This window comes from Pseudoalteromonas denitrificans DSM 6059, from assembly GCF_900112265.1.
Lineage (GTDB): Bacteria > Pseudomonadota > Gammaproteobacteria > Enterobacterales > Alteromonadaceae > Pseudoalteromonas > Pseudoalteromonas denitrificans.
Genome location: NZ_FOLO01000001.1, coordinates 48,225 through 68,001, shown reverse-complemented (window position 1 = coordinate 68,001; position 19,777 = coordinate 48,225). Strand labels below are relative to the sequence as shown.

Annotated in this window: 16 protein-coding genes; 5 read left to right on the top strand and 11 right to left on the bottom strand. The window is 35.3% G+C overall.

Going from position 1 to position 19,777, the window contains the following annotated elements; all coding sequences use genetic code 11:
- Nucleotides 1-40: 40 nt before the first annotated feature.
- The 4 genes from BM088_RS00260 to prlC all read right to left on the bottom strand — a co-directional run bounded on the left by BM088_RS00260 (nt 41) and on the right by prlC (nt 6,330).
- Nucleotides 41-1,975 carry a methyl-accepting chemotaxis protein gene (locus BM088_RS00260; protein WP_091978665.1) on the bottom strand — a complete coding sequence of 645 codons (1,935 nt, stop codon included), beginning with the start codon at nt 1,973-1,975 and terminating at the stop codon, nt 41-43.
- A 96-nt stretch (nt 1,976-2,071) separates the two neighbouring features.
- Nucleotides 2,072-2,791, bottom strand: coding sequence for a class I SAM-dependent methyltransferase (locus BM088_RS00255; protein ID WP_425439261.1), 720 nt, complete (start codon nt 2,789-2,791; stop codon nt 2,072-2,074).
- Between the two features lie 124 nt (nt 2,792-2,915).
- Nucleotides 2,916-4,124: a response regulator gene (locus BM088_RS00250; protein ID WP_091978661.1), complete on the bottom strand. Its 1,209-nt coding sequence runs from the start codon at nt 4,122-4,124 to the stop codon at nt 2,916-2,918.
- A gap of 166 nt (nt 4,125-4,290) precedes the next feature.
- Nucleotides 4,291-6,330 (bottom strand): oligopeptidase A, encoded by a 2,040-nt coding sequence (gene prlC, locus BM088_RS00245; protein WP_177207915.1) that lies wholly within the window; start codon nt 6,328-6,330, stop codon nt 4,291-4,293.
- 175 nt (nt 6,331-6,505) lie between these two features.
- Between prlC and gorA the strand changes: the two genes are divergently transcribed.
- Nucleotides 6,506-7,864: a glutathione-disulfide reductase gene (gene gorA, locus BM088_RS00240; protein ID WP_091978656.1), complete on the top strand. Its 1,359-nt coding sequence runs from the start codon at nt 6,506-6,508 to the stop codon at nt 7,862-7,864.
- 98 nt (nt 7,865-7,962) lie between these two features.
- Here the strand turns inward: gorA and BM088_RS00235 are convergent, their stop codons facing one another.
- Genes BM088_RS00235 through BM088_RS00225 form a run of 3 tightly spaced genes read right to left on the bottom strand, consistent with a single transcriptional unit; the run spans nt 7,963 to nt 10,506 of the window.
- Nucleotides 7,963-8,553 (bottom strand): YjaG family protein, encoded by a 591-nt coding sequence (locus BM088_RS00235; RefSeq protein ID WP_091978654.1) that lies wholly within the window; start codon nt 8,551-8,553, stop codon nt 7,963-7,965.
- 46 nt (nt 8,554-8,599) lie between these two features.
- Nucleotides 8,600-8,920 carry a putative signal transducing protein gene (locus BM088_RS00230; protein WP_091978652.1) on the bottom strand — a complete coding sequence of 107 codons (321 nt, stop codon included), beginning with the start codon at nt 8,918-8,920 and terminating at the stop codon, nt 8,600-8,602.
- On the bottom strand, nt 8,920-10,506 hold the full coding sequence (locus BM088_RS00225; protein WP_091978650.1) for a coiled-coil domain-containing protein: 1,587 nt from the start codon (nt 10,504-10,506) through the stop codon (nt 8,920-8,922). Before BM088_RS00225 ends, BM088_RS00230 begins: the two co-directional genes overlap by 1 nt.
- Nucleotides 10,507-10,758: 252 nt before the next feature.
- On the opposite strand from BM088_RS00225, the gene BM088_RS00220 reads away from it, so the two are divergent.
- From BM088_RS00220 to BM088_RS00210, 3 genes are all read left to right on the top strand, one after another.
- Entirely contained in the window at nt 10,759-12,285 is a 1,527-nt protein-coding gene (locus BM088_RS00220; protein ID WP_091978648.1) for a DUF3369 domain-containing protein, read from the top strand.
- Between the two features lie 171 nt (nt 12,286-12,456).
- Nucleotides 12,457-13,347: a LysR family transcriptional regulator gene (locus tag BM088_RS00215; protein ID WP_091978646.1), complete on the top strand. Its 891-nt coding sequence runs from the start codon at nt 12,457-12,459 to the stop codon at nt 13,345-13,347.
- A gap of 48 nt (nt 13,348-13,395) precedes the next feature.
- The gene (locus tag BM088_RS00210; protein WP_177207901.1) at nt 13,396-14,034 is read left to right on the top strand and encodes a 2OG-Fe(II) oxygenase; all 639 of its coding nucleotides are present in this window, start codon (nt 13,396-13,398) and stop codon (nt 14,032-14,034) included.
- 47 nt (nt 14,035-14,081) lie between these two features.
- On the opposite strand, the gene BM088_RS00205 is transcribed toward BM088_RS00210, so the two are convergent.
- From BM088_RS00205 to BM088_RS00195, 3 genes are all read right to left on the bottom strand, one after another.
- Nucleotides 14,082-14,492, bottom strand: coding sequence for a hypothetical protein (locus BM088_RS00205; protein WP_091978641.1), 411 nt, complete (start codon nt 14,490-14,492; stop codon nt 14,082-14,084).
- Between the two features lie 918 nt (nt 14,493-15,410).
- Complete coding sequence (gloA, locus tag BM088_RS00200; RefSeq protein WP_091979109.1) at nt 15,411-15,818, bottom strand: lactoylglutathione lyase; 408 nt, start codon at nt 15,816-15,818, stop codon at nt 15,411-15,413.
- A 95-nt stretch (nt 15,819-15,913) separates the two neighbouring features.
- Complete coding sequence (locus tag BM088_RS00195; RefSeq protein WP_091978639.1) at nt 15,914-16,543, bottom strand: hypothetical protein; 630 nt, start codon at nt 16,541-16,543, stop codon at nt 15,914-15,916.
- 173 nt (nt 16,544-16,716) lie between these two features.
- On the opposite strand from BM088_RS00195, the gene BM088_RS00190 reads away from it, so the two are divergent.
- Nucleotides 16,717-17,634, top strand: coding sequence for a LysR family transcriptional regulator (locus BM088_RS00190; protein ID WP_091978637.1), 918 nt, complete (start codon nt 16,717-16,719; stop codon nt 17,632-17,634).
- A gap of 480 nt (nt 17,635-18,114) precedes the next feature.
- Here the strand turns inward: BM088_RS00190 and groL are convergent, their stop codons facing one another.
- The gene (gene groL / locus BM088_RS00185; protein WP_091978635.1) at nt 18,115-19,767 is read right to left on the bottom strand and encodes a chaperonin GroEL; all 1,653 of its coding nucleotides are present in this window, start codon (nt 19,765-19,767) and stop codon (nt 18,115-18,117) included.
- Between the last annotated feature and the right edge of the window lie 10 nt (nt 19,768-19,777).

Below are 19,777 nucleotides of genomic sequence, written 5' to 3'. Positions count from 1 at the left end.
GTCTAATCCTTAAATGTTATCTATATTACAAAAAACAAACCTAACACAAACCAAGACTATTGCGTACACTTTGCATTTGTTCTTGTAAACTTTGATAAATATGACTTACTAGCTTATCAGAGTCACCAACTTGTTGTTTCATTTGCAACATAGAGTTTGAAAAGTTTTCTAATAACCCGTGCTGTTCTTGTGCAAATTGGCGCGCCTCTTTTGCAACCTGACTTGCATCCTGCGCATTTTTGGCCACTTGTTCTGAATTTGATTTTAATTGTTGGGCATTATTAGTTTGAATTTGAGAATCATCTGATAAAGCTGCAATTTGTATAGAAACTTGATCAGAACTTTTGGTTAGCAAATCTAGTTGTGATTTGATATCTCCAAGAGAAGACTGTGTTTTTTGTGCTAACTTTCTCACTTCATCTGCCACAACGGCAAATCCTCGACCATGTACCCCAGCTCTGGCAGATTCAATTGCAGCATTTAAAGCTAATAAATTAGTTTGCTCTGCAATTGTCTGAATAACATCAACAACTTGATATACATCCGACACACCTTTAAGCAACTCATTTAAGCTATGTAAGCCCTGCTCAACTCTTTGCTGTGTTGTTGAACTGGCATTTAGCATAGATTGCGAATAATCTAAGCTTTTATCCATGGCAACAAAAGTGCTTTGTGCATTACCTTCTACTTGCACATTTACGGCACTCACTTGCTCACCTATTTTTTTGATGTCCTCTAATAACACTTCATTCTCATCTACATGATTCGTAGTTTTACTTGAGTGCCCAGTGATATTTTCTAAGTTATGACTCATTTCCTGCATAAACTCATTGATGACATTTAGCATCTGTTCTTTTGCATTTGCTTGCTCACGCTGCCTTTGTATTAGCAAATTAAAATAGCTTGCAATTTCACCCACTTCGGTGTGTTTAACTAAGTTATCTATTGCTTTTAAATCATTACTTTCAATTAAATCTTTAAATGCATCTCGTAGTGATATTAAAGGTTTAAGAACCTGCTTTAGCTGCGTCCAATAAACAATACCGGCCAATAAAAACAACCCGCTTATGCTTATTGAAAATACGATTAAAATATTTTTTTGGATTTCATTTTGATGAATACCTAAGCTAATTTCAGCATCTAATACGATATTTATTAATTCAGAAATTTCTTGGCGTAACTGAGCAACACCTTCCAACCTTTCTTTTGACTGGATTATTGTATTACCTAATTCTTTTGGGTAACGTTTTGGCCAACTTGTTAAGTCTGCTTTTATCTCTTCTGCTAAATCTTCTGGCTCTTCATCCGTCAATAAAAACTCATCCTCATCAACAATTTCAAACAGACCCAAGTTTGGTACTTGCGCTATTTCTTCAGATAATAGATTCAATTTCGTTAAATATTCTGAAATTTGATTTTCTTTTTCTCTTGAATAATTTGCAGATAAAGAATAAGTAGATTGAGATAATAAAAGTACCTGACTTAAATAATCACTTCCTAATACAATATATTGTGAAGCAAGCCACTCTTGATCATCTTTTGATTTTTGTGCGTAATGAATTAATGACACGGCTGATCCAGACATCTGACGTATTGCATTATCTAATAACGCATTTTCATTGCCTGATAATTTTCCTAAAGCGCGGTACTTTCCTGTAATACCTTGCATCAATTTATCTAAATGATCAGCTAACTCCTTATGTACATTTTCAGGTAGAGTATTGAGTTGGTCTTGCTGCAAGCCTTTGATTAGTTGACTAGCATGATTTAAAGCTACACTATCGCCTGAACTGAGGTAATCTTCTATATTAGCTGAAAGTTCAACTAATATCTTATTTTTCAGATTATTATAATCATCTTCTTGCGTTTCTAACGAGAAAAAAGTTTGACTCGCCCAAAATAAAGTAACTGCTAAAATTAAACTTGCACACGATAATAATATAGCCAATAAACGTGTAAAAGATGATACTCGCATTATTCATATTCCTTACATCATTTGCACGCAAGGGTATGACCTAAACATTACAGCTTTATGTCATGCGCATTACAAAATAATGACAACTACAGAATATTAATTGCTTGTTACCATTGCAGCTAAAACATAGACATCAAATCGGTTCTTTTTTGTTTCAATTTTCATTGATGGGGTTTTATCATTCAAAAATGGTGCATAATCAGGTCGTTTAATTACAACTCTTTTTGTTGCTAAAGTAAGTGCATCTGGTAATAAATTATCAGCATCTAAATCAGCACCAACCAAAGATTGAAAAACACGCATTTCTTTTTTAACTAAAGCTGATTTTTCTTTATGAGGGAACATAGGATCTAAATAAACAACATCTGGTTTTATATCTGTTATTGATAATAAATCATGACTACTACCAAATACCATTTGCATATTTTCTTGCATCCAAGACCCTATTTCAACATCTTGATAAGCACGCTGTAAACCATCATACAATAAAGCAGCTACTACAGGATGTCGCTCAAACAATGTCACTTTACAGCCTAAAGCAGCCAAAACAAAAGCATCTCGTCCAAGTCCTGCAGTACCATCTAATACACTTGGGATGACCCCTTTTTTAAGCCCAATAGCCTTTGCGATTGCCTGCCCTTTACCGCCACCAAATTTTCGCCTGTGTGCTGCAGCACCTGTTATAAAATCAACACGAATGGGGCCTAGCTTTTTTTCATCTGTTTTAAATAAACCTAAACCAAGCTCATCATAAATAAGAGAAAATTCATGCTTTGAATTGAGCCAACTCGTTAGATTAAACTTTTCTTCAATAATAGATAAGTACTGTTGTTTTTCACTCAGATTAGTTTTGATATTCAAGAAAGGATTCTCATTGGGTAGCAAGTTATAATTATATCAACTTGATTTTACCCAAACAACTGAGAATTAAATATTCAGCTTAAAACAATTCAATATCGGTTTGTGAAGTGATTTCATTAGCCACCGAATTTTTTTGTTGCTCAGTTAGCTTTTCTAACAATGACTCTCTTTGCTGCATAATATGCTCCATATATCCGATCACATCATCAAAAGCAGTTCGTATTCCTTCATTTATATTTAGATGTCGCTCTAATTCTTTTACCGTATTTTCAACCGAATCTAAAACATAATTCTCTTGATCCGAAGTCAGTCCGAGTTCAGGAATTGTACTCATAAAGTTTTTGTAAAGCGTGTCTACTAGCGAAACCGAAATTTTTGTATGATGATATAAGTCATCAATTTGTTTTCTAAGCGTATTATCAACCTGAGTGAAAGTTTCTGTTATTTCATTAGCTTGCTCTAATACTAAATCATTTACTTCCATAGCTTGTACTTTTGCATTCGTCGCTTCTAGTATGTGAGGAAATAAATCTTTATACCTGCCATATAATGCCGCATCCGAGAGAGGCATATTTTTCACCAACAAGGATACATGGGGGTAGTTGATAATAGTGCGCGCACCAAAATCGATGAAACGCTCGCCATCACTGCATTTTTCTAGTAACTCTTGCTCTAACGGACACACAGCGCCTTGATTACTATAATATTTAGCCTCTCCTCTATACCAATATACAACCACAACATTTAAGCTCAATGGTGTAAAGAACTCTAAAAAGTATTCTGATAAAGCATCTAAATTATGGGTATGATATGTTTGCCCAACATAACGCATTACCCGACCCATATCACCAGAGTCTGTCATGGCTATTTCGGCTGTGTTTTGCGCTTGCGCTACATCTCCTTTTAATGCATTAGACTCTTGCCTGTATTGATATAAAACATCTATTCTGGCTTGTAACTCCTGAGCTTCAAATGGCTTGACTATATAATCATTGCCACCGGAATTATAACCCTTTACACGTTCAGCTAAAGCTGACTTAGCGGATAAGAACATAACGGGAATACCTGAAGTTGAACTATCTTTTTTTAATAGTTCACACACTTCATAACCATTCATGCCTGGCATTTCAACATCAAGTAGAATTATATCTGGGTTGTTTTTAATTGCGCTTCGGATCCCTTCTTCACCGTTATTAGCATGGATCACTTTACAAAATGTTTTTAAACTCTGTTCAACTATATGATGAATAAATTTATCATCATCAATTGCCAATATCACCTTTGACATACACACTTTCCCTTTTTGTAGCGCATACCATTTTTTAAATAAGTATAAAAAGCATAGTTGCCTTTATGTAAATTGCTAACTTATTCAAATGAATATCTATGAATTAAATAAAATCAGACACAAAAAAAGCACCATGAAGGTGCTTAAACATTTTGTTTATTTTAAATCAAGCCATAATACCACTATGCCTTAATAAAGCATCAACTTGAGGCTCTCGTCCTCTAAAGGTTTTAAATAGCTCCATGGGTTCTTTAGAACCCCCCATTTCTAAGATATTCTCCATAAATGACTTACCTGTCTCAGAATTAAAAACACCTTCCTCTTCAAATCGAGAAAACGCATCTGCTGATAATACTTCAGCCCATTTATAAGAGTAATAGCCAGCACTATAGCCACCTGCAAAAATATGGCTGAAACCATGTTGAAAACGATTAAACTCAGGGGCCTTTATGACTGATGTTTCTAAACGTACTTTATTTAATATTTGTTGAATTTCACATTCTTTTTCTGGGTTATAATCTGCATGAATATGAAAATCGAATAATGAAAATTCAATTTGGCGTAGCATTACCATAGCTGACTGAAAGTTTTTAGCCGCTAATAATTTATCTAATAAATCTTTTGGCAAAGCGTCGTTTGTTTCATAGTGACCTGAAATAAAAGCCAGAGCTTCTTCTTCATAACACCAGTTTTCTAAAAATTGACTCGGTAATTCTACTGCATCCCAAGCAACACCATTTATACCTGCGACAGAGCCCGCTTCAACTTGTGTAAGCATATGATGTAAACCATGACCAAACTCATGGAACAAAGTTGTTACTTCATTATGAGTAAATAAAGCAGGTTTATCCCCTACTGGACGGTTAAAATTACATACTAAATAAGCTACAGGGAGCTGAATAGAACCATCTAATCTAGGTTTACGCCCCATACAGTCGTCCATCCAGGCACCACCACGTTTATGTTCACGTGCATATAAGTCTAAATAAAACGAACCTCGTTTTTCACCATTAACATCGAATATTTCAAAAAAACGTACATCTTTATGCCAAGTATTAACGCCTTTAATTTCTTTTACATCAATTGAAAACAGGCGTTTAACCGTTGCAAATAAACCTGATAAAACACGGTTTTCAGGAAAATAAGGACGCAGTACTTCATCTGATATAGCATACTTTTCTTGTTTAAGTTTTTCTGCATAGTACGACAAATCCCAGGCATTTAATTTCTCAATGCCATGCTGCTCTTTTGCAAATAACTCAAGCTCTGCCAATTCATTTAAAGCTTGGCCTTTTGAACGTTTAGCCAAATCATGTAAAAAGCTAAATACTTGTTCCGTTGATTCAGCCATTTTAGTTGCAAGAGAATGTTCTGCATAATTATCAAAATCAAGTAACTGAGCTAACTCATGGCGCAGGTTTAATTCTTCCGCCATTATTTCAGAGTTATCAAACTTGCCATGATCTGGTCCTTGTTCAGATGCACGTGTTGCAAAAGCAGTATACACTTCTTGACGAAGTGCCTGATCATCAGCATAAGTCATTACTGGTAAGTATGATGGAAAATCGAGTGTAAATAACCATCCATCTAGCTCTTTACTTTTTGCCGTTTGTTCAGCAAGCGCTATAGCCGACTCAGGTAAACCTGCTAATAAGCTTTTATCTGTAATATTTTTTTGCCAAGCACGGGTGGCATCCATCACATTATTGCCAAACTTAGCTGCAAGTTCAGATAATTTAGTACTTATTTGTGCATAACGCTCTTGTTTTTCTTCACTTAAAGAAATACCCGACAACTTAAAATCACGTAAAGCATTCGTAATCACTTTTTGTTGTGCTGTTGATAATGTCATAAAAATTTCAGAGTCATTTATTGCTTGATATGCTTTATATAGCCCTTGATGCTGACCGACATAAGTAGAGTATTCAGAAATAAGCGGCAAACATTCATCATAGGCAGCTCTAAGCTCCTCTGAATTTACCACTGAATGCATATGAGAAACAGGAGACCATAATCGAGATAATTTATCATCAACCTCTTCTAACGGTGCAATAAAGTTATCCCAAGTATAATTTCCATTATCTAATACCTCATCAATTTTTTCTCGACATAATTTAATACCTTCTTTTAAAGCTGGCACTATATGTTCAGGTTTTATTTCTGAAAATGGTGGAAGTCCTTCAAGACCAATTAGCGGGTTGTTTATCATATTATTTCTTTAATTTCTCTTTGATTATAAAAATAGATTGGGGCAATCTAAATAAATTGCAAGCTTAAAGATTGCTATTATCTTGAAAGATAATCCACAATACACCTATCTTGTATATTCCAAAGTAGCGAAATAAACTGCTACCTCATCTATTTTTATTTAAGGAACCATCATGGCCCAACATTTTGACTATATTACTATTGGCGGTGGTAGTGGCGGTATCGCATCGGCAAATCGTGCAGCAATGCGGGGCGCTAAAGTCGCTGTAATTGAAGCACAACACATGGGTGGTACATGTGTAAATGTAGGCTGCGTACCTAAAAAGGTTATGTGGCATGGTTCACAAGTACGTGATGCAATTAAACTTTATGCACCAGATTATGGTTTTGATGTTGAAATAAAAGAGTTTAATTGGGCTAAATTAGTTGAAAGCAGGGAGGCTTATATCGGCCGTATTCATCAAGGATATGATAAATATTTAGCTAACAATGGTGTTACTGTCATCAAAGGATTTGCGAAATTTATAGATAATAAAACACTGGAAGTAAATGGAGAACACTATACTGCTGACCATATTTTAATTGCTGTAGGTGGGCGACCAAGCATACCTAACATTCCAGGAGCAGAGCATGGTATCGACTCAAATGGCTTTTTTCAATTAGCGGCATTACCTAAACGTGTAGCTGTAATTGGCGCAGGTTATATTGCAGTAGAGTTAGCTGGTGTATTGCAAGGTCTAGGTAGTGAAACTCATTTATTTGTACGCAAACATGCCCCGCTTCGTACTTTTGAGCCACTCATAGTTGAAACATTAACTGATATTATGGCAAAAGAAGGCCCTGAATTGCATACTAATGCAACCCCTTCTAAAGTAACAAAAGAAAATGATGGAAGCATTACATTACATTTAGAAAATGGTGAAACACATAATGTAGATACTCTTATTTGGGCTATTGGTCGCGAGCCAAGTACAGATAAAATTAATATTGAAGCCACCGATGTTACTTTAAATGAACGTGGCTTCGTAAAAGTAGACGAATATCAAAATACTACAGCAAAAAATATTTATGCTGTAGGCGATATTATGGAAGGCGGTGTAGAGCTCACACCCGTTGCAGTGAAAGCTGGACGATTATTATCAGAACGTTTATTTAATCCAGAATTACCTGATGCAAAAATGGACTATAGCTTAATACCTACTGTTGTATTTAGCCATCCGCCAATAGGCACGATAGGATTAACTGAAGCACAAGCCATTGAAAAATTTGGAGCCGAACAAGTAAAAGTATATAGCTCAGGCTTTGCAGCTATGTACACAGCTGTAACACAACATCGCCAAGAATGTAAAATGAAACTAGTATGTATTGGTGAAAATGAAAAAGTTGTAGGCCTGCATGGTATCGGTTTTTCAGTTGATGAGATGATCCAAGGGTTTGCTGTTGCGATGAAAATGGGCGCAACCAAAGCAGATTTTGACTCTGTTGTAGCCATACACCCAACTGGCTCTGAAGAGTTTGTTACTATGACTTAAATCCAATTAAAAAGGGGTCGGAGTACTTTAATTTAAAGTACTCCGACCCCTTTTTAATTTAGAGACGAAACCTACGCATTTTAAAATAAGATAAAGTGTTAAATTTCAATGCCTATATTTGTCTGTCCATCTTCAAGCGCTTTAAGTTTTAAGCCTTTAATTGAATCAGAATTAATACGCCCCATATTTTCAACATAATCAATCAATTCAGATAAAATTTCAATTTCATATTTCATAAGGGGGTGCGCTCTAATCGCTTCATTATTTGCACTTAGCTCTTGAGAACCCAATTGATATTCGATTAATTTTGCAACTGAAGCTTGAGAAATTTTACTAATATTAACAAACTCAAGTTCATCCTCAATCATCATGCCATTTAACATGCTCAGTAAAGCTGTTGAGGTATCTATTGCTGGGTAGACACCAAACATATCAAAATCATCAATTTCAGGTACTATAGGCTCAATTTTATCAACTAGTTTTTCTAAAGAAATTTTACTCTTAGGGAAAACTAACTTCTCCCAAATAGAATTAAGAGCATTTCTAAAAATTGTTGCATCACCAAACTCGGTAGCATCACTAAAAAGAGCGTAGTTTGGCAACATTCTCTCTAAAAGTGAGGCAGCTAATACAGCTTTTTGCATATAGTTCAATTCACGAACACGCTGAAAGTTATTTGGTTTATTCATTTATTTCCATCATTTAATTGATATAACAGCTTAAAAAATACAGGCATTATTTAGGTTTTAGGCAGGACCAACAAATTTCAAAACCGCAACCATTATATTCATTACAGTTTTGACATTTCCAGTCACACACAACCAAGTGTTTAGATTGATATTCTAACAATATTTTTTCAGCTTGGCGCTGTTTAATCTGAGGAACACATATTTTTACTTGTATTTGATCAAAAGGAATTTCACCAAGTGCCCCTCCTAGCGCTTCCCCTTTTAATTGAACCTTGATTGAATCTAATTCGAGCAACCCTTTTAACATATTTGCTTCAATGCAATCTTGGGCTGAATAAACTTCGATCCAATCAAGTAATGAAGTCATTAACTTGCAAGTTGCTTCTGTGCATATTCAAATTTTAACTTAAATTCCATCACTTTAGCCTCTAAGTCTTCAATCGCTTGAATATGAGCAAGGTTTTCAGTTCTCAAAGTTTCATATGCTGTTCTTGCTTGATGAATTTCCGTTTCTTGTCTGGATTGCAAGCTTGAATTTCGGCCTTTAGTAAAGTTAAGTTCATTATCCTGCTCGTCTAACTTTATTTTGTTTTGTGAAAGCTCTTCTTTATACTCAATTTCTTGTGCTTCTAAAAGTTTTGTTTTTTCAATAAAGTCATTTTTGTCTTGTTCTAATAATACAATTTTATCTTGGGCTTCTTGCAGACAGATTTCTAAACGCTTTGTTTCTGCTCTTAAGTCTTTTTTCAAGTCATTAAAACGACCTTCATTTTTACTATTAGATTGTTCAGCCTTTTCTTTTAATACTTTATTTTCTTCTTGTAACTTATCAAAATCAGCATGTACTTTTTGCGAAGTTTTTTCTAATTCAGATAAGCTATCAGTTAAAAGGTTATTCTTTTCTTCATATTCTTTATTATTAGATTTTATTAAAGAGTTTGCTTCATTTATTTCAATTAAAGCTTTTTCAGTTTTTTCTAATTCTTGTTTAGCTAGTTGCAAGTCTTCAGTAAGTTGTTTTTGTTCTTGCTTAAATTTACCTTCACCTGCTGTAAGTGTTTCGCCCAAGGTTTGCAACCTTTCAATAACTAAACTTTTTTCTTCATTTGACTTTTCAGAACTTAAAATAGACTCATTTAATTGCACTAATTTTTTATTTTGCTTACTAATCAGTAAATCTTTTTGTTCATTATTGGTATTTAATTCATTATTTTCATTTTTTAATAGGCTTAATTCATCCGAATGCTGTGAATTTAGTTGTTTAACTTTTTCATCTACATTTAAACTTTCTTCACTTCGTTGGGTAATCAATTGTTTTAATTTTGTTGACTGCAATTCGTTATGTTCTTTTTGTTTCACTAAAGCATGATCTATTTGCTCTACATGAAGTTCAAATTCTTTGATTTCTTCTTTTGCTTCATCAAGTTGTTTTTGCAACTGTTCCTCTACAAGTGATGACTCTTTAGAGTTAGATGTTAACTGACCTAATTGTGTTTTTAATTGATTTTGCTGCTGCTGATATGACTCAGTTTCTTTCTTTAATATTTTAACTTGCTCTGCTTGCTTTACATTTAACTGCTCAGAAGCTAATAATTCTTTAGCTTGTGCTGCATACTTTTTAGTTAATTTTGATAAAGCTTCATTCGATTCGTTTAACTGTTCATCTTCATCTGATTGCTGTTGAACCATTGCAGCCTGATGCCCTTTTTCAAGTGCTTGTTGGCATGCAATAAGCATAAAGCCTTGTAACTGAGGCGCAATTAAATCAATTAGCTGCGCAGAGCTCTGCGCTATGTAAGGATGTTTAGTTGATATTTCTTCAAAGAGCGCTTCTTTTGCTTCTTGAGGTGCTTGTTCTAATTTTTGTGCCATAGGCTGAAAAAAATCAACGGCCGAGGTTGCACTAAAAGCTTGTAACAATTCATGCAACGGCTTAGTTTGAAATTCACCCATTTTTATCCCCTTTGAGCATTTTTTATTATTAGTATTTGCTCTATTATTTATTTATTTTACAAAGGCTAATATACCCAACAGTCACCTGAGGGTAAATATTTATAACAGTTTAGCCGATCCCCCTCATTTAGTGAATATGAAAACCTAATTAACATTTAATAACAAAAACAATTACAGATTTTGGAAAAATTATTTTTCTTTAAATTATCTCTATACTACGCTTAAACTAAAGTAGAAGAGGATCTTGATTCTGTGACAGATTTTTTATTCGCTAATGATATTCAAGAAACCCATATCCCATCACCTGAACCTCTAGATGAATGGGATATTTTAGTTGTAGATGATGAAGACGATATTCATCAAGTCACTAAACTTGTATTGTCTGGCTTTCATTTTGAAGGCAAGCAATTACATTTTCATCATGCTTATTCTGCAAAAGAAGCAAAAGAAAAAATTTCTCAGTTAAATAATATTGCGGTGTGCTTGATTGATGTTGTTATGGAAACCACCCATGCAGGCTTAGATTTAGTAAAATATATACGTGAAGATGCAAAAAACCATGACGTACGTTTAGTATTAAGAACAGGGCAACCAGGTGAAGCCCCTGAAGAATCAGTGATCCGTGACTACGATATTAATGACTATAAAAATAAAACTGAACTAACGGCTATAAAACTTAAAACATTGTTATATTCAGCGCTTAGAGCCTATCGTGATATTCTAATTATTGAAAAACATAAGCGCAGCCTAGAAAAAATCATAGATGCTTCTGCACACTTTCTTGAGTGCGATACAGTTAATCAATTTGCTTCAACTATTTTAGGACATGTATCAGAAGTGATGGGACTTGATGATAATGAAATTTATTGTGCAGCAGCCGTCAATTCTCAATTTAAGTCTGCGGGGGACTTTCAACTATTAGCGGCCACAGGAGATGTAGACGAAAATGAAAACGCAAAAGTACCAAATAAGATAAGAGATCTATTTGTTAACGCTCATAATAAAAAGGTATCCATAAAAAATGATAACGAGTTTGTAGGTTATTTTCCGACTAAAGATGGTTTAGAAACCATGTTATATGTGAGCAAGTCATCAAAATTACAAGATTCAGACCATCAGTTATTAGAGTTTTTCTCTAATAATATTGCACTTGCCTACGATAATTTGTGTTTACGTGAAGTAGTAAGAGAGTCTCAAAAAGAATTATCCTATATTTTAGGGGAAGCAATTGAAAAACGTAGTAAAGAAACTGGTAGCCATGTAAAACGCGTCGCAAACTACAGTTATGTTTTAGCGATAAAATCTGGCTTAACTCCTTATCAGGCAGAAATAATAAAGTTCGCTTCACCATTGCATGATATTGGTAAAATTGGCATTCCAGATGTCATTTTAAATAAGCCCGGAAAACATACACCACAAGAATGGGAAATAATGCAATCTCATGCTCAACAGGGGTTCGATATACTTAAAAATTCAACCAACGAAATTTTGCAACAAGGCGCAATACTTGCCCATCAACATCATGAAAAATGGAATGGCTCAGGTTATCCTCAAGGCTTAAAAGAAAAAGATATTGATATTTCAGGGCGGATCACAGCACTTGCTGATGTATTTGATGCATTAGGGAGCGATCGTTGTTACAAAAAGGCTTGGCCACTTGAAAAAATAATCAAATTATTAAAAGAAGAACGAGGAAAGCATTTTGACCCTCACCTTATTGATATATTTTTAAATGAACTTGACCTATTTCTTGCCATAAGAGACAGATTTCCTGACTAAAAAACAACCATTATTTCGTTTTATTCGTTATCTTAAATTAATTCCACATTTTAAGTCCATTTTTATTGCCATCACCTAACATACTTTATTAAGATATAAAAATATCATACTTTCAATGATATTAGCGGCAGGAGTCTGCTCTCGTTAAATGAGTGTATAAGGATAAATAAAGTGAGACTGGAACAATTTAAACAGTTTTTAGCATTAGCAGAATTTCGTCATTTCAGACAAGCTGCAGAGCACTGTAACTTAAGTACCTCCGCACTTACTCGTAGCATCCAAACATTAGAGCAAGAACTTAACTGTGAATTAGTTACAAGATCTACGAGATCGGTTTCAATTACACAGTCAGGGGAGTTGTTTTTAACCTATTGTGCGAATGCTTTAGAGCAGTTCAATCATTTTAAAACACAATTAAGTGATTTTACAAATGACAACGCTAGTAAAATCGTTGTAGGCGTAACTGAAAACACAGCTGAAATAACACCCTTTGTTTGTAAAAAATTTATGGAAAAATTTCCAGATATTGAAATCGAAATTCAACAACAAGATAGATCATCGTTATCTAACAAACTTGCGGATTCTGAACTCGATATTACAATTGATAGTACAATGCAAATACCTAATAACTTTGCAATAACCGAACATTTAGTTTATTTACCCGACCAAATTATTTTATTTGCAAATAAAAATCATGCTCTAAGTTCAGAGACAACGATAGATAAAGAGACATTAACACCCTTTTCTGTACTTGGTTGTTTATCAAAAAACTTACAAGTTCAAAAAATGCTTCAAGAAACAGCAGCATCAATGCAAAAACTGACCACAATGAAAGTAGGTACATTTGAACAAATAACCGGTTATTTAAAAGATGCTAAACATCTTGCCCTTGCAGGTATTGAATATACAAATGAAATTGAAAATAACCCCGAACTTATTATTATAAAACCAGAAAAACAATCTAGAGGCATAGACTTATCAATCTCAGTAGCGAGTAATAAAACAACACACCCAGATATTTTAAACTTATTACGTTATATTGGTGAGGAAACTCAGAGCTAATTACAATATAATTAGTGACCCATTATAATTGCGTACTTGGAAAATCTTGTGGATAGCTATAGCAATGAAGTATTTCCTCAAACAATCAATCAAATTCTTGATAAAATTCAACACCAAGGTTATGGCGTTATAGAAAACGCCATTCCGCAAAATTTAATAGAACAACTATACCAAGATTGCTTATCTAATCAGAGTAATTTTCATTCGGCAGGAATTGGCCGCCAGCAAGATTTAAAACAAGATAATAAAATCCGCACAGACAAAACATTTTGGTTAAAAAATAACAATCAAAGTCAACAAACCTACCTTAATTTAATGAATGATATTCGCCTAGCTGTTAACCGTCATTTTTATTTAGGTTTATTTGACTATGAAAGCCATTTTGCTAAATATGATATAGGGGATTTTTATAAAAAGCACTTAGATGCTTTTAAGGGGCGATCTAATCGCATTTTTACTACTGTTTGCTACTTAAACACACCAATGCAAGGTGGTGAACTCCTCATTTATTCTGATATATCTGATGAAGTAATTGAAAAGATCTCCCCAAAGGCAGGCACACTGATAGTTTTTGAAAGTGAACGGTTTGCACACGAAGTGTTACCTACTAATGATATTAGATATTCAATTGCAGGTTGGTTTAGAAAAAATAACTCAGTGGCTGGTATAGTAGATCCTGCATCCTAAAAGCAAGTTAGCGAGTATTACAAATGACTCGCTAACCAAGCTAGAAATCAATTTAAAGCCAGTGGGAAAACTTTAGAAATTGATGATTTTAATGTTCCTGTCATATCACCTATGAAACATACTTTAGATTCTGCAGGTACCTTATTAAAAACCGCTTCTATTTGTTGCTGAATTGAACCGTTTTCAACTTTTAGTTCTTCAGCATAATAATTATCTTCAGTCACCTTAACATTTGTTAATGCTTCAAAAGCACCTAAACCTACAGGTGTAAAAACAATTTCATTGTTTTCTACTAGACCACCAGATAAACAACAATAAATTTCTTTATCATCAACTTGAGTTTGATAAACATGAAACTGAATATCGCCATCATGTTTTAAACCTAACATGTCAATAATTTGTTTATTGGTTTCTTGGCTTGCACTAACGTCCGTTAATAATTCGTTACTTATTTGCATGATGCCTCCATCGTATTTAAAAAATTGTCATTTATAATTTCATTATTTATTAAACAAGAAACATGCCAAAGATCTAATTTAAAATAAAGATCTTAAAAAGATCTCAAGAAACAAAAAGCCCGAATATTTCTATTCGGGCTTTCATTTGAACGCGAGTATGCGCACAGAGTAAATTGCTTAATTCGAGTTGTTTTATTTACAACGTTTAGTATTTATTAAACGAAATTATAAAGCAACGATGAAGTGGCAATCTAAGCAAGCATAAGCAACATCATGCCGCCCACTCATAACCTAAACAACTGATAATCAATTAAAAAATAAAAAACAAAGAATGGGATACCCCACTTTACACCCCTTTCAATTAAGGAACTCAGTTAAACAGTTGAAACTTAATGAAATAAAATATTTAATAAACAATTCATCGTGTTTAACCCCCTATTTCAACACAGAGCCCAAATTAGTGACTACTCATTATCTGCATAGCACCATATCAGACATGCGTTAGATACTAAAAGCCTTCTCAAAGGACGGCTTATAGTCAAAATCGGTCATTGAACTTTTGTGAAACCACGAGCATATTTAGGTCAATACTCACTAAATTTCATTTCTCATTTGAGGTGCAAGTTTAAGTTCATTGGTGTAGTTGGGAGTTCATCTCAGAACGCTAACTAATACCACAATATAGTCGGTATTTGTGTACCAAACTCAAGCCTGTTAAGGAAACGTTCAAATTCGAAAGTGAACATGAATTAAAACTATTTTAATATTTCATCGGTTAGTTTTGGCGCTAGTCATTAAAAGAAACTAAGCTCAGTTTTCCGATTATAAAACAGACGCGAATTTAGTAAACCTAAGGAACAGAGTGCTTTACTACAGATTGCTCATTTGAAGTTAAATTGTAGAGAAATCCCATTTTCTTCACGCTTGAATAAGTTCAATTTTGTATCCATCAGGGTCTTCTATAAATGCGATTACATCGCTTTCCCCGGTTTCGTCAGAAACGAAACTCATTTGCCCTGGCGCGCGCAGTACTGTAATGCCTTGTTTAGTTAATCGTTCACATAATCCGTAAAGATCTTCGACAGCTAATGCAACATGGCCATAACGCGTACCATGTTGATAGGCGTTGGGATCCCAATTGTAAGTTAACTCGATAGACGGCGTTGTTTGTGCGTCACCGTATCCCATAAATACTAATGTAAATCGTCCCTCTGTATATGTTTCCTTAGAAAAAACGCGCATACCCAGTGCGTTTTGGTAAAACGCTATCGACTGTTCTAAATCACTCACTCTAAACATAGTGTGCAAAATGCGCGATGGTGTCATCGAATTATAAACTTGTGTTGTGGTTGTCATTTTTATTCCTTCGTAAAGTTAATAAAGAGAGGGGCTCCCCTCTCATCATCGTTAAAGCAACTCTGTTACTCGTAAAATGGTGAATTCATTTCGCGGCTGGCCTCTTCCACTATACTGGCGTCAAATACACGGGTAGTGAACGCAGCATTCAATTGCTTGGCTTCTTGCGGAAAATAATTAATAGCGAAGTTTTTAGCATTCTCAATCGTATCAAACGCATATAAACCACCAGGTGTTCCTGTGTGTAATCCACTTAACCACGTTTTAGCTAAAATACCCGGTTGCTGCTTTAACACAGGATTGATATCGCGCCATGGTGCATTATCAAAAGGTAACGCGCTTAACTGAACTTCGGTATAAACATAAGCGCCCGGCTGTTGTTTGTTTTTAGCGCCAAAATGAATTGAGTCCATGTCTTTACTCGCTTCTTCTACAGTAACGGCGTCAAATATAAGTGTGCGCTGTGGAACACCTAAGCTACGTGCTTCACTTGGAAAGTACTCGGTGACAAATTTTTGTGCGTTTTCTACGGAGTCAAACGTATAAAAACCGCCAACCGATAAATCGTCAACACCAGACAACCACGTTTTATTTAAAATTCCAGGTTGTTGTTTAAGTGCTTTGTTAATATCTTTCCATGGTGCTTGTGCAAATGGAACCGATGCTTGAATTTCTGTGTATACAAATGCTTTCATGATAATTCTCCAAATATTTATTTCTGTTAAGTGTGTGAGTTAATTGATCCCTGAACTTGTCTCAAAACTTTGCTTACCAGGAATGTTATGTATACTATCTGTGCATTAACAACCCGTAAATACGAGCAAATAAACACTAAGTGTGCATTTATGCACAAACAAAGGATATACTTATGTCTATGGAACAAAAACCGATAAAAAAAACACTGCAAGAGAGTATTAATTGGAATGACCTACGCTATGTACTCGCGCTTGCTCGGGAGGGTTCAGTAAGTGGCGCTGGACGTGTATTGTCGGTAGAGCATACAACTGTTGCGCGCCGTATTAGTGCGTTAGAAAAACAATTAGGCAGCCGTTTGTTTGATCGATTACCCACAGGCTATGTAATGACACAAGTGGCTGAACGATTGTATCCACACGCGGTGTCAATGGAAGAACTTATTCAGGTAGCCGACAGAGATGTATTTGGCATGGACGCTCAATTGAGTGGCAGCTTAAAAGTTACCGCAAGCTATGATGTTTTCAGTCGGCTCATCACGCCAAAATTAGGCAGCTTCACAGAAAAGTACCCTGGAATTATTCTTGAGTTACTTAGTTCTACCAGTTTAGCCGACTTGTCTGGCCGGCAAGCAGATATTGCATTGCGGTTAAGCCCTAAACCTCCCGAATATTTAGTGGGTCGAAAAATTTCAATGCTTGGTCACGGTATATACGGCAGCACTGAATATCTCAACAAAAAACGAACAGCCGATAGTCTAATTTTATGGGAACACGACCATAAAACCCCTGAATGGGTTGCAGATCATTTTCCTAATGCCCGTGTGGTTATGCGCGCAAACGAAGTTCTCAGTATGATGGAGGCCGCACGAAATGGATACGGATTGGCTAGATTACCTTGTTATGTAGGTGACTCAGAACCAAGTTTACGCCGCCTAGACTTAAAAATGATGCCATCTACTTGGGCTTTTTGGATACTGAGCCATATTGATTTGCGCTCAACAGCTAGAGTTCGTGTTTGCCGTGAGTATTTAATTGAAATTTTGGAGCAGCAGAAAGGCTTCCTTCAAGGGTTAGAATCCCGATATTACTAGATCACATATAGTTAAAATGATTACATGAACACAAATATTTAAACTTTAAACCCTAGATTTATCACGTCAGTACGTAATAAAGTGTTAATTAACTCGATATACGAATAGTGAACTTACAGAATAAACAATTAACAAAGACAACGATCGGTTGTCCTAAAAAATAACTAACTTCTTCTATGTTTACATAAAGGTCATATAAATTAAATTACTTGAACGACAGTAATGGTGGCTTAGTTCACATTCAGGATTAAAAGCTTCTCGATATAAATCATCGTCAAAAAACTCATGTTTTTATCTATGCTGGAACGTCCGCCTCGTATCATTGAAGGCATTGGGTTGGAAGATAACTTTCGCTTTATCTACAATTAAGACATAACAAAAGTATTATTAGATATTGATAAACAGCTAATAAAAAACCCGAATATTGCTATTCGGGCTTTCTTTTAAATGGTTGGGCTAAAGTAATAGATTTAAAATCTATTACATCATGCCGCCCATTCCACCCATGCCACCCATGCCACCCATATCAGGCATTGCAGGAGCAGCCGCATCTTGTGGTACATCTGCAATCATAGCTTCAGTTGTGATCATCAGACCAGCAATTGATGCTGCATATTGTAATGCTGAGCGCGTTACTTTAGTAGGATCTAAAATTCCCATTTCAATCATATCGCTATATTCGCCAGTTGAAGCGTTATAACCATAGTTACCTTCACCTGATTTAATATTGTTTACAACAACAGATGCTTCATCACCTGAATTTGATACAATTTGACGAAGTGGCTCTTCCATTGCTCTAAGCGCAACTTTGATACCATGATTTTGATCTTCATTATCGCCTTTAAGTGCAAGTAATTTGCTTGCTACGCGTACTAATGCAACACCACCACCGGCAACCACACCTTCTTCAACTGCCGCACGAGTTGCATGTAATGCATCTTCAACACGATCTTTTTTCTCTTTCATTTCAATTTCAGTAGCAGCACCCACTTTAATTACAGCAACACCACCGGCAAGTTTTGCCATGCGTTCTTGTAATTTTTCTTTATCGTAGTCAGAAGTCGCTTCTTCAATTTGTGCTTTGATCTGTGCAACACGGCCTGCAATTCCTTCTTGCTCGCCAGCACCATCAATAATTGTTGTATCATCTTTTGAGATAACAACACGCTTAGCAGTACCTAAATCTTCCATCTGTGCTTTTTCAAGCTCTAGACCGATTTCTTCAGAAATAACAGTACCACCCGTTAAAATTGCGATGTCTTGCAACATCGCTTTACGACGGTCACCAAAACCTGGCGCTTTAACGGCTGCAACTTTAACGATACCGCGCATATTATTTACAACTAAAGTTGCTAACGCTTCACCTTCAAGGTCTTCAGCAATAATTAGCAATGGCTTGCTTGCTTTTGCAACACCTTCAAGTGTTGGTAAAAGTTCACGAATACTTGATACTTTTTTATCTACTAATAAAATAAATGGGCTATCTAATTCAACCACACCTTTCTCGGCATTATTAATGAAATAAGGAGATAAGTAACCACGGTCAAACTGCATGCCTTCAACAACATCCAGTTCATTTTCAAGAGTTTGCCCATCTTCAACAGTGATAACACCTGATGCATTACCTACTTTTTCCATAGCACTTGCAATGATTTCACCAATTTCAGTATCTGAATTAGCTGATATAGTACCAACTTGTGCAATTGCTTTAGTATCAGAACAAGGTTGTGAAATTGCTTTTAATTCACCTACTGCCGCTGCAACAGCTTTATCAATACCACGTTTTAGATCCATTGGGTTCATACCCGCTGCAACTGATTTTAAACCTTCATTTACAATTGATTGTGCTAAAACAGTCGCAGTTGTTGTACCATCACCAGCAGCATCATTGGCTTTAGAAGCAACTTCTTTAACCATTTGAGCGCCCATATTTTCAAACTTATCTTCAAGTTCAATTTCTTTAGCAACAGATACACCATCTTTTGTGATCACTGGTGCACCAAAAGATTTATCTAATACAACATTACGCCCTTTAGGACCGAGAGTTACTTTAACTGCGTTAGCAAGAATGTTCACACCCGCAAGCATTTTTGCACGAGCATCACCTGAAAAAATTACGTCTTTAGCTGACATTTTGAATTCC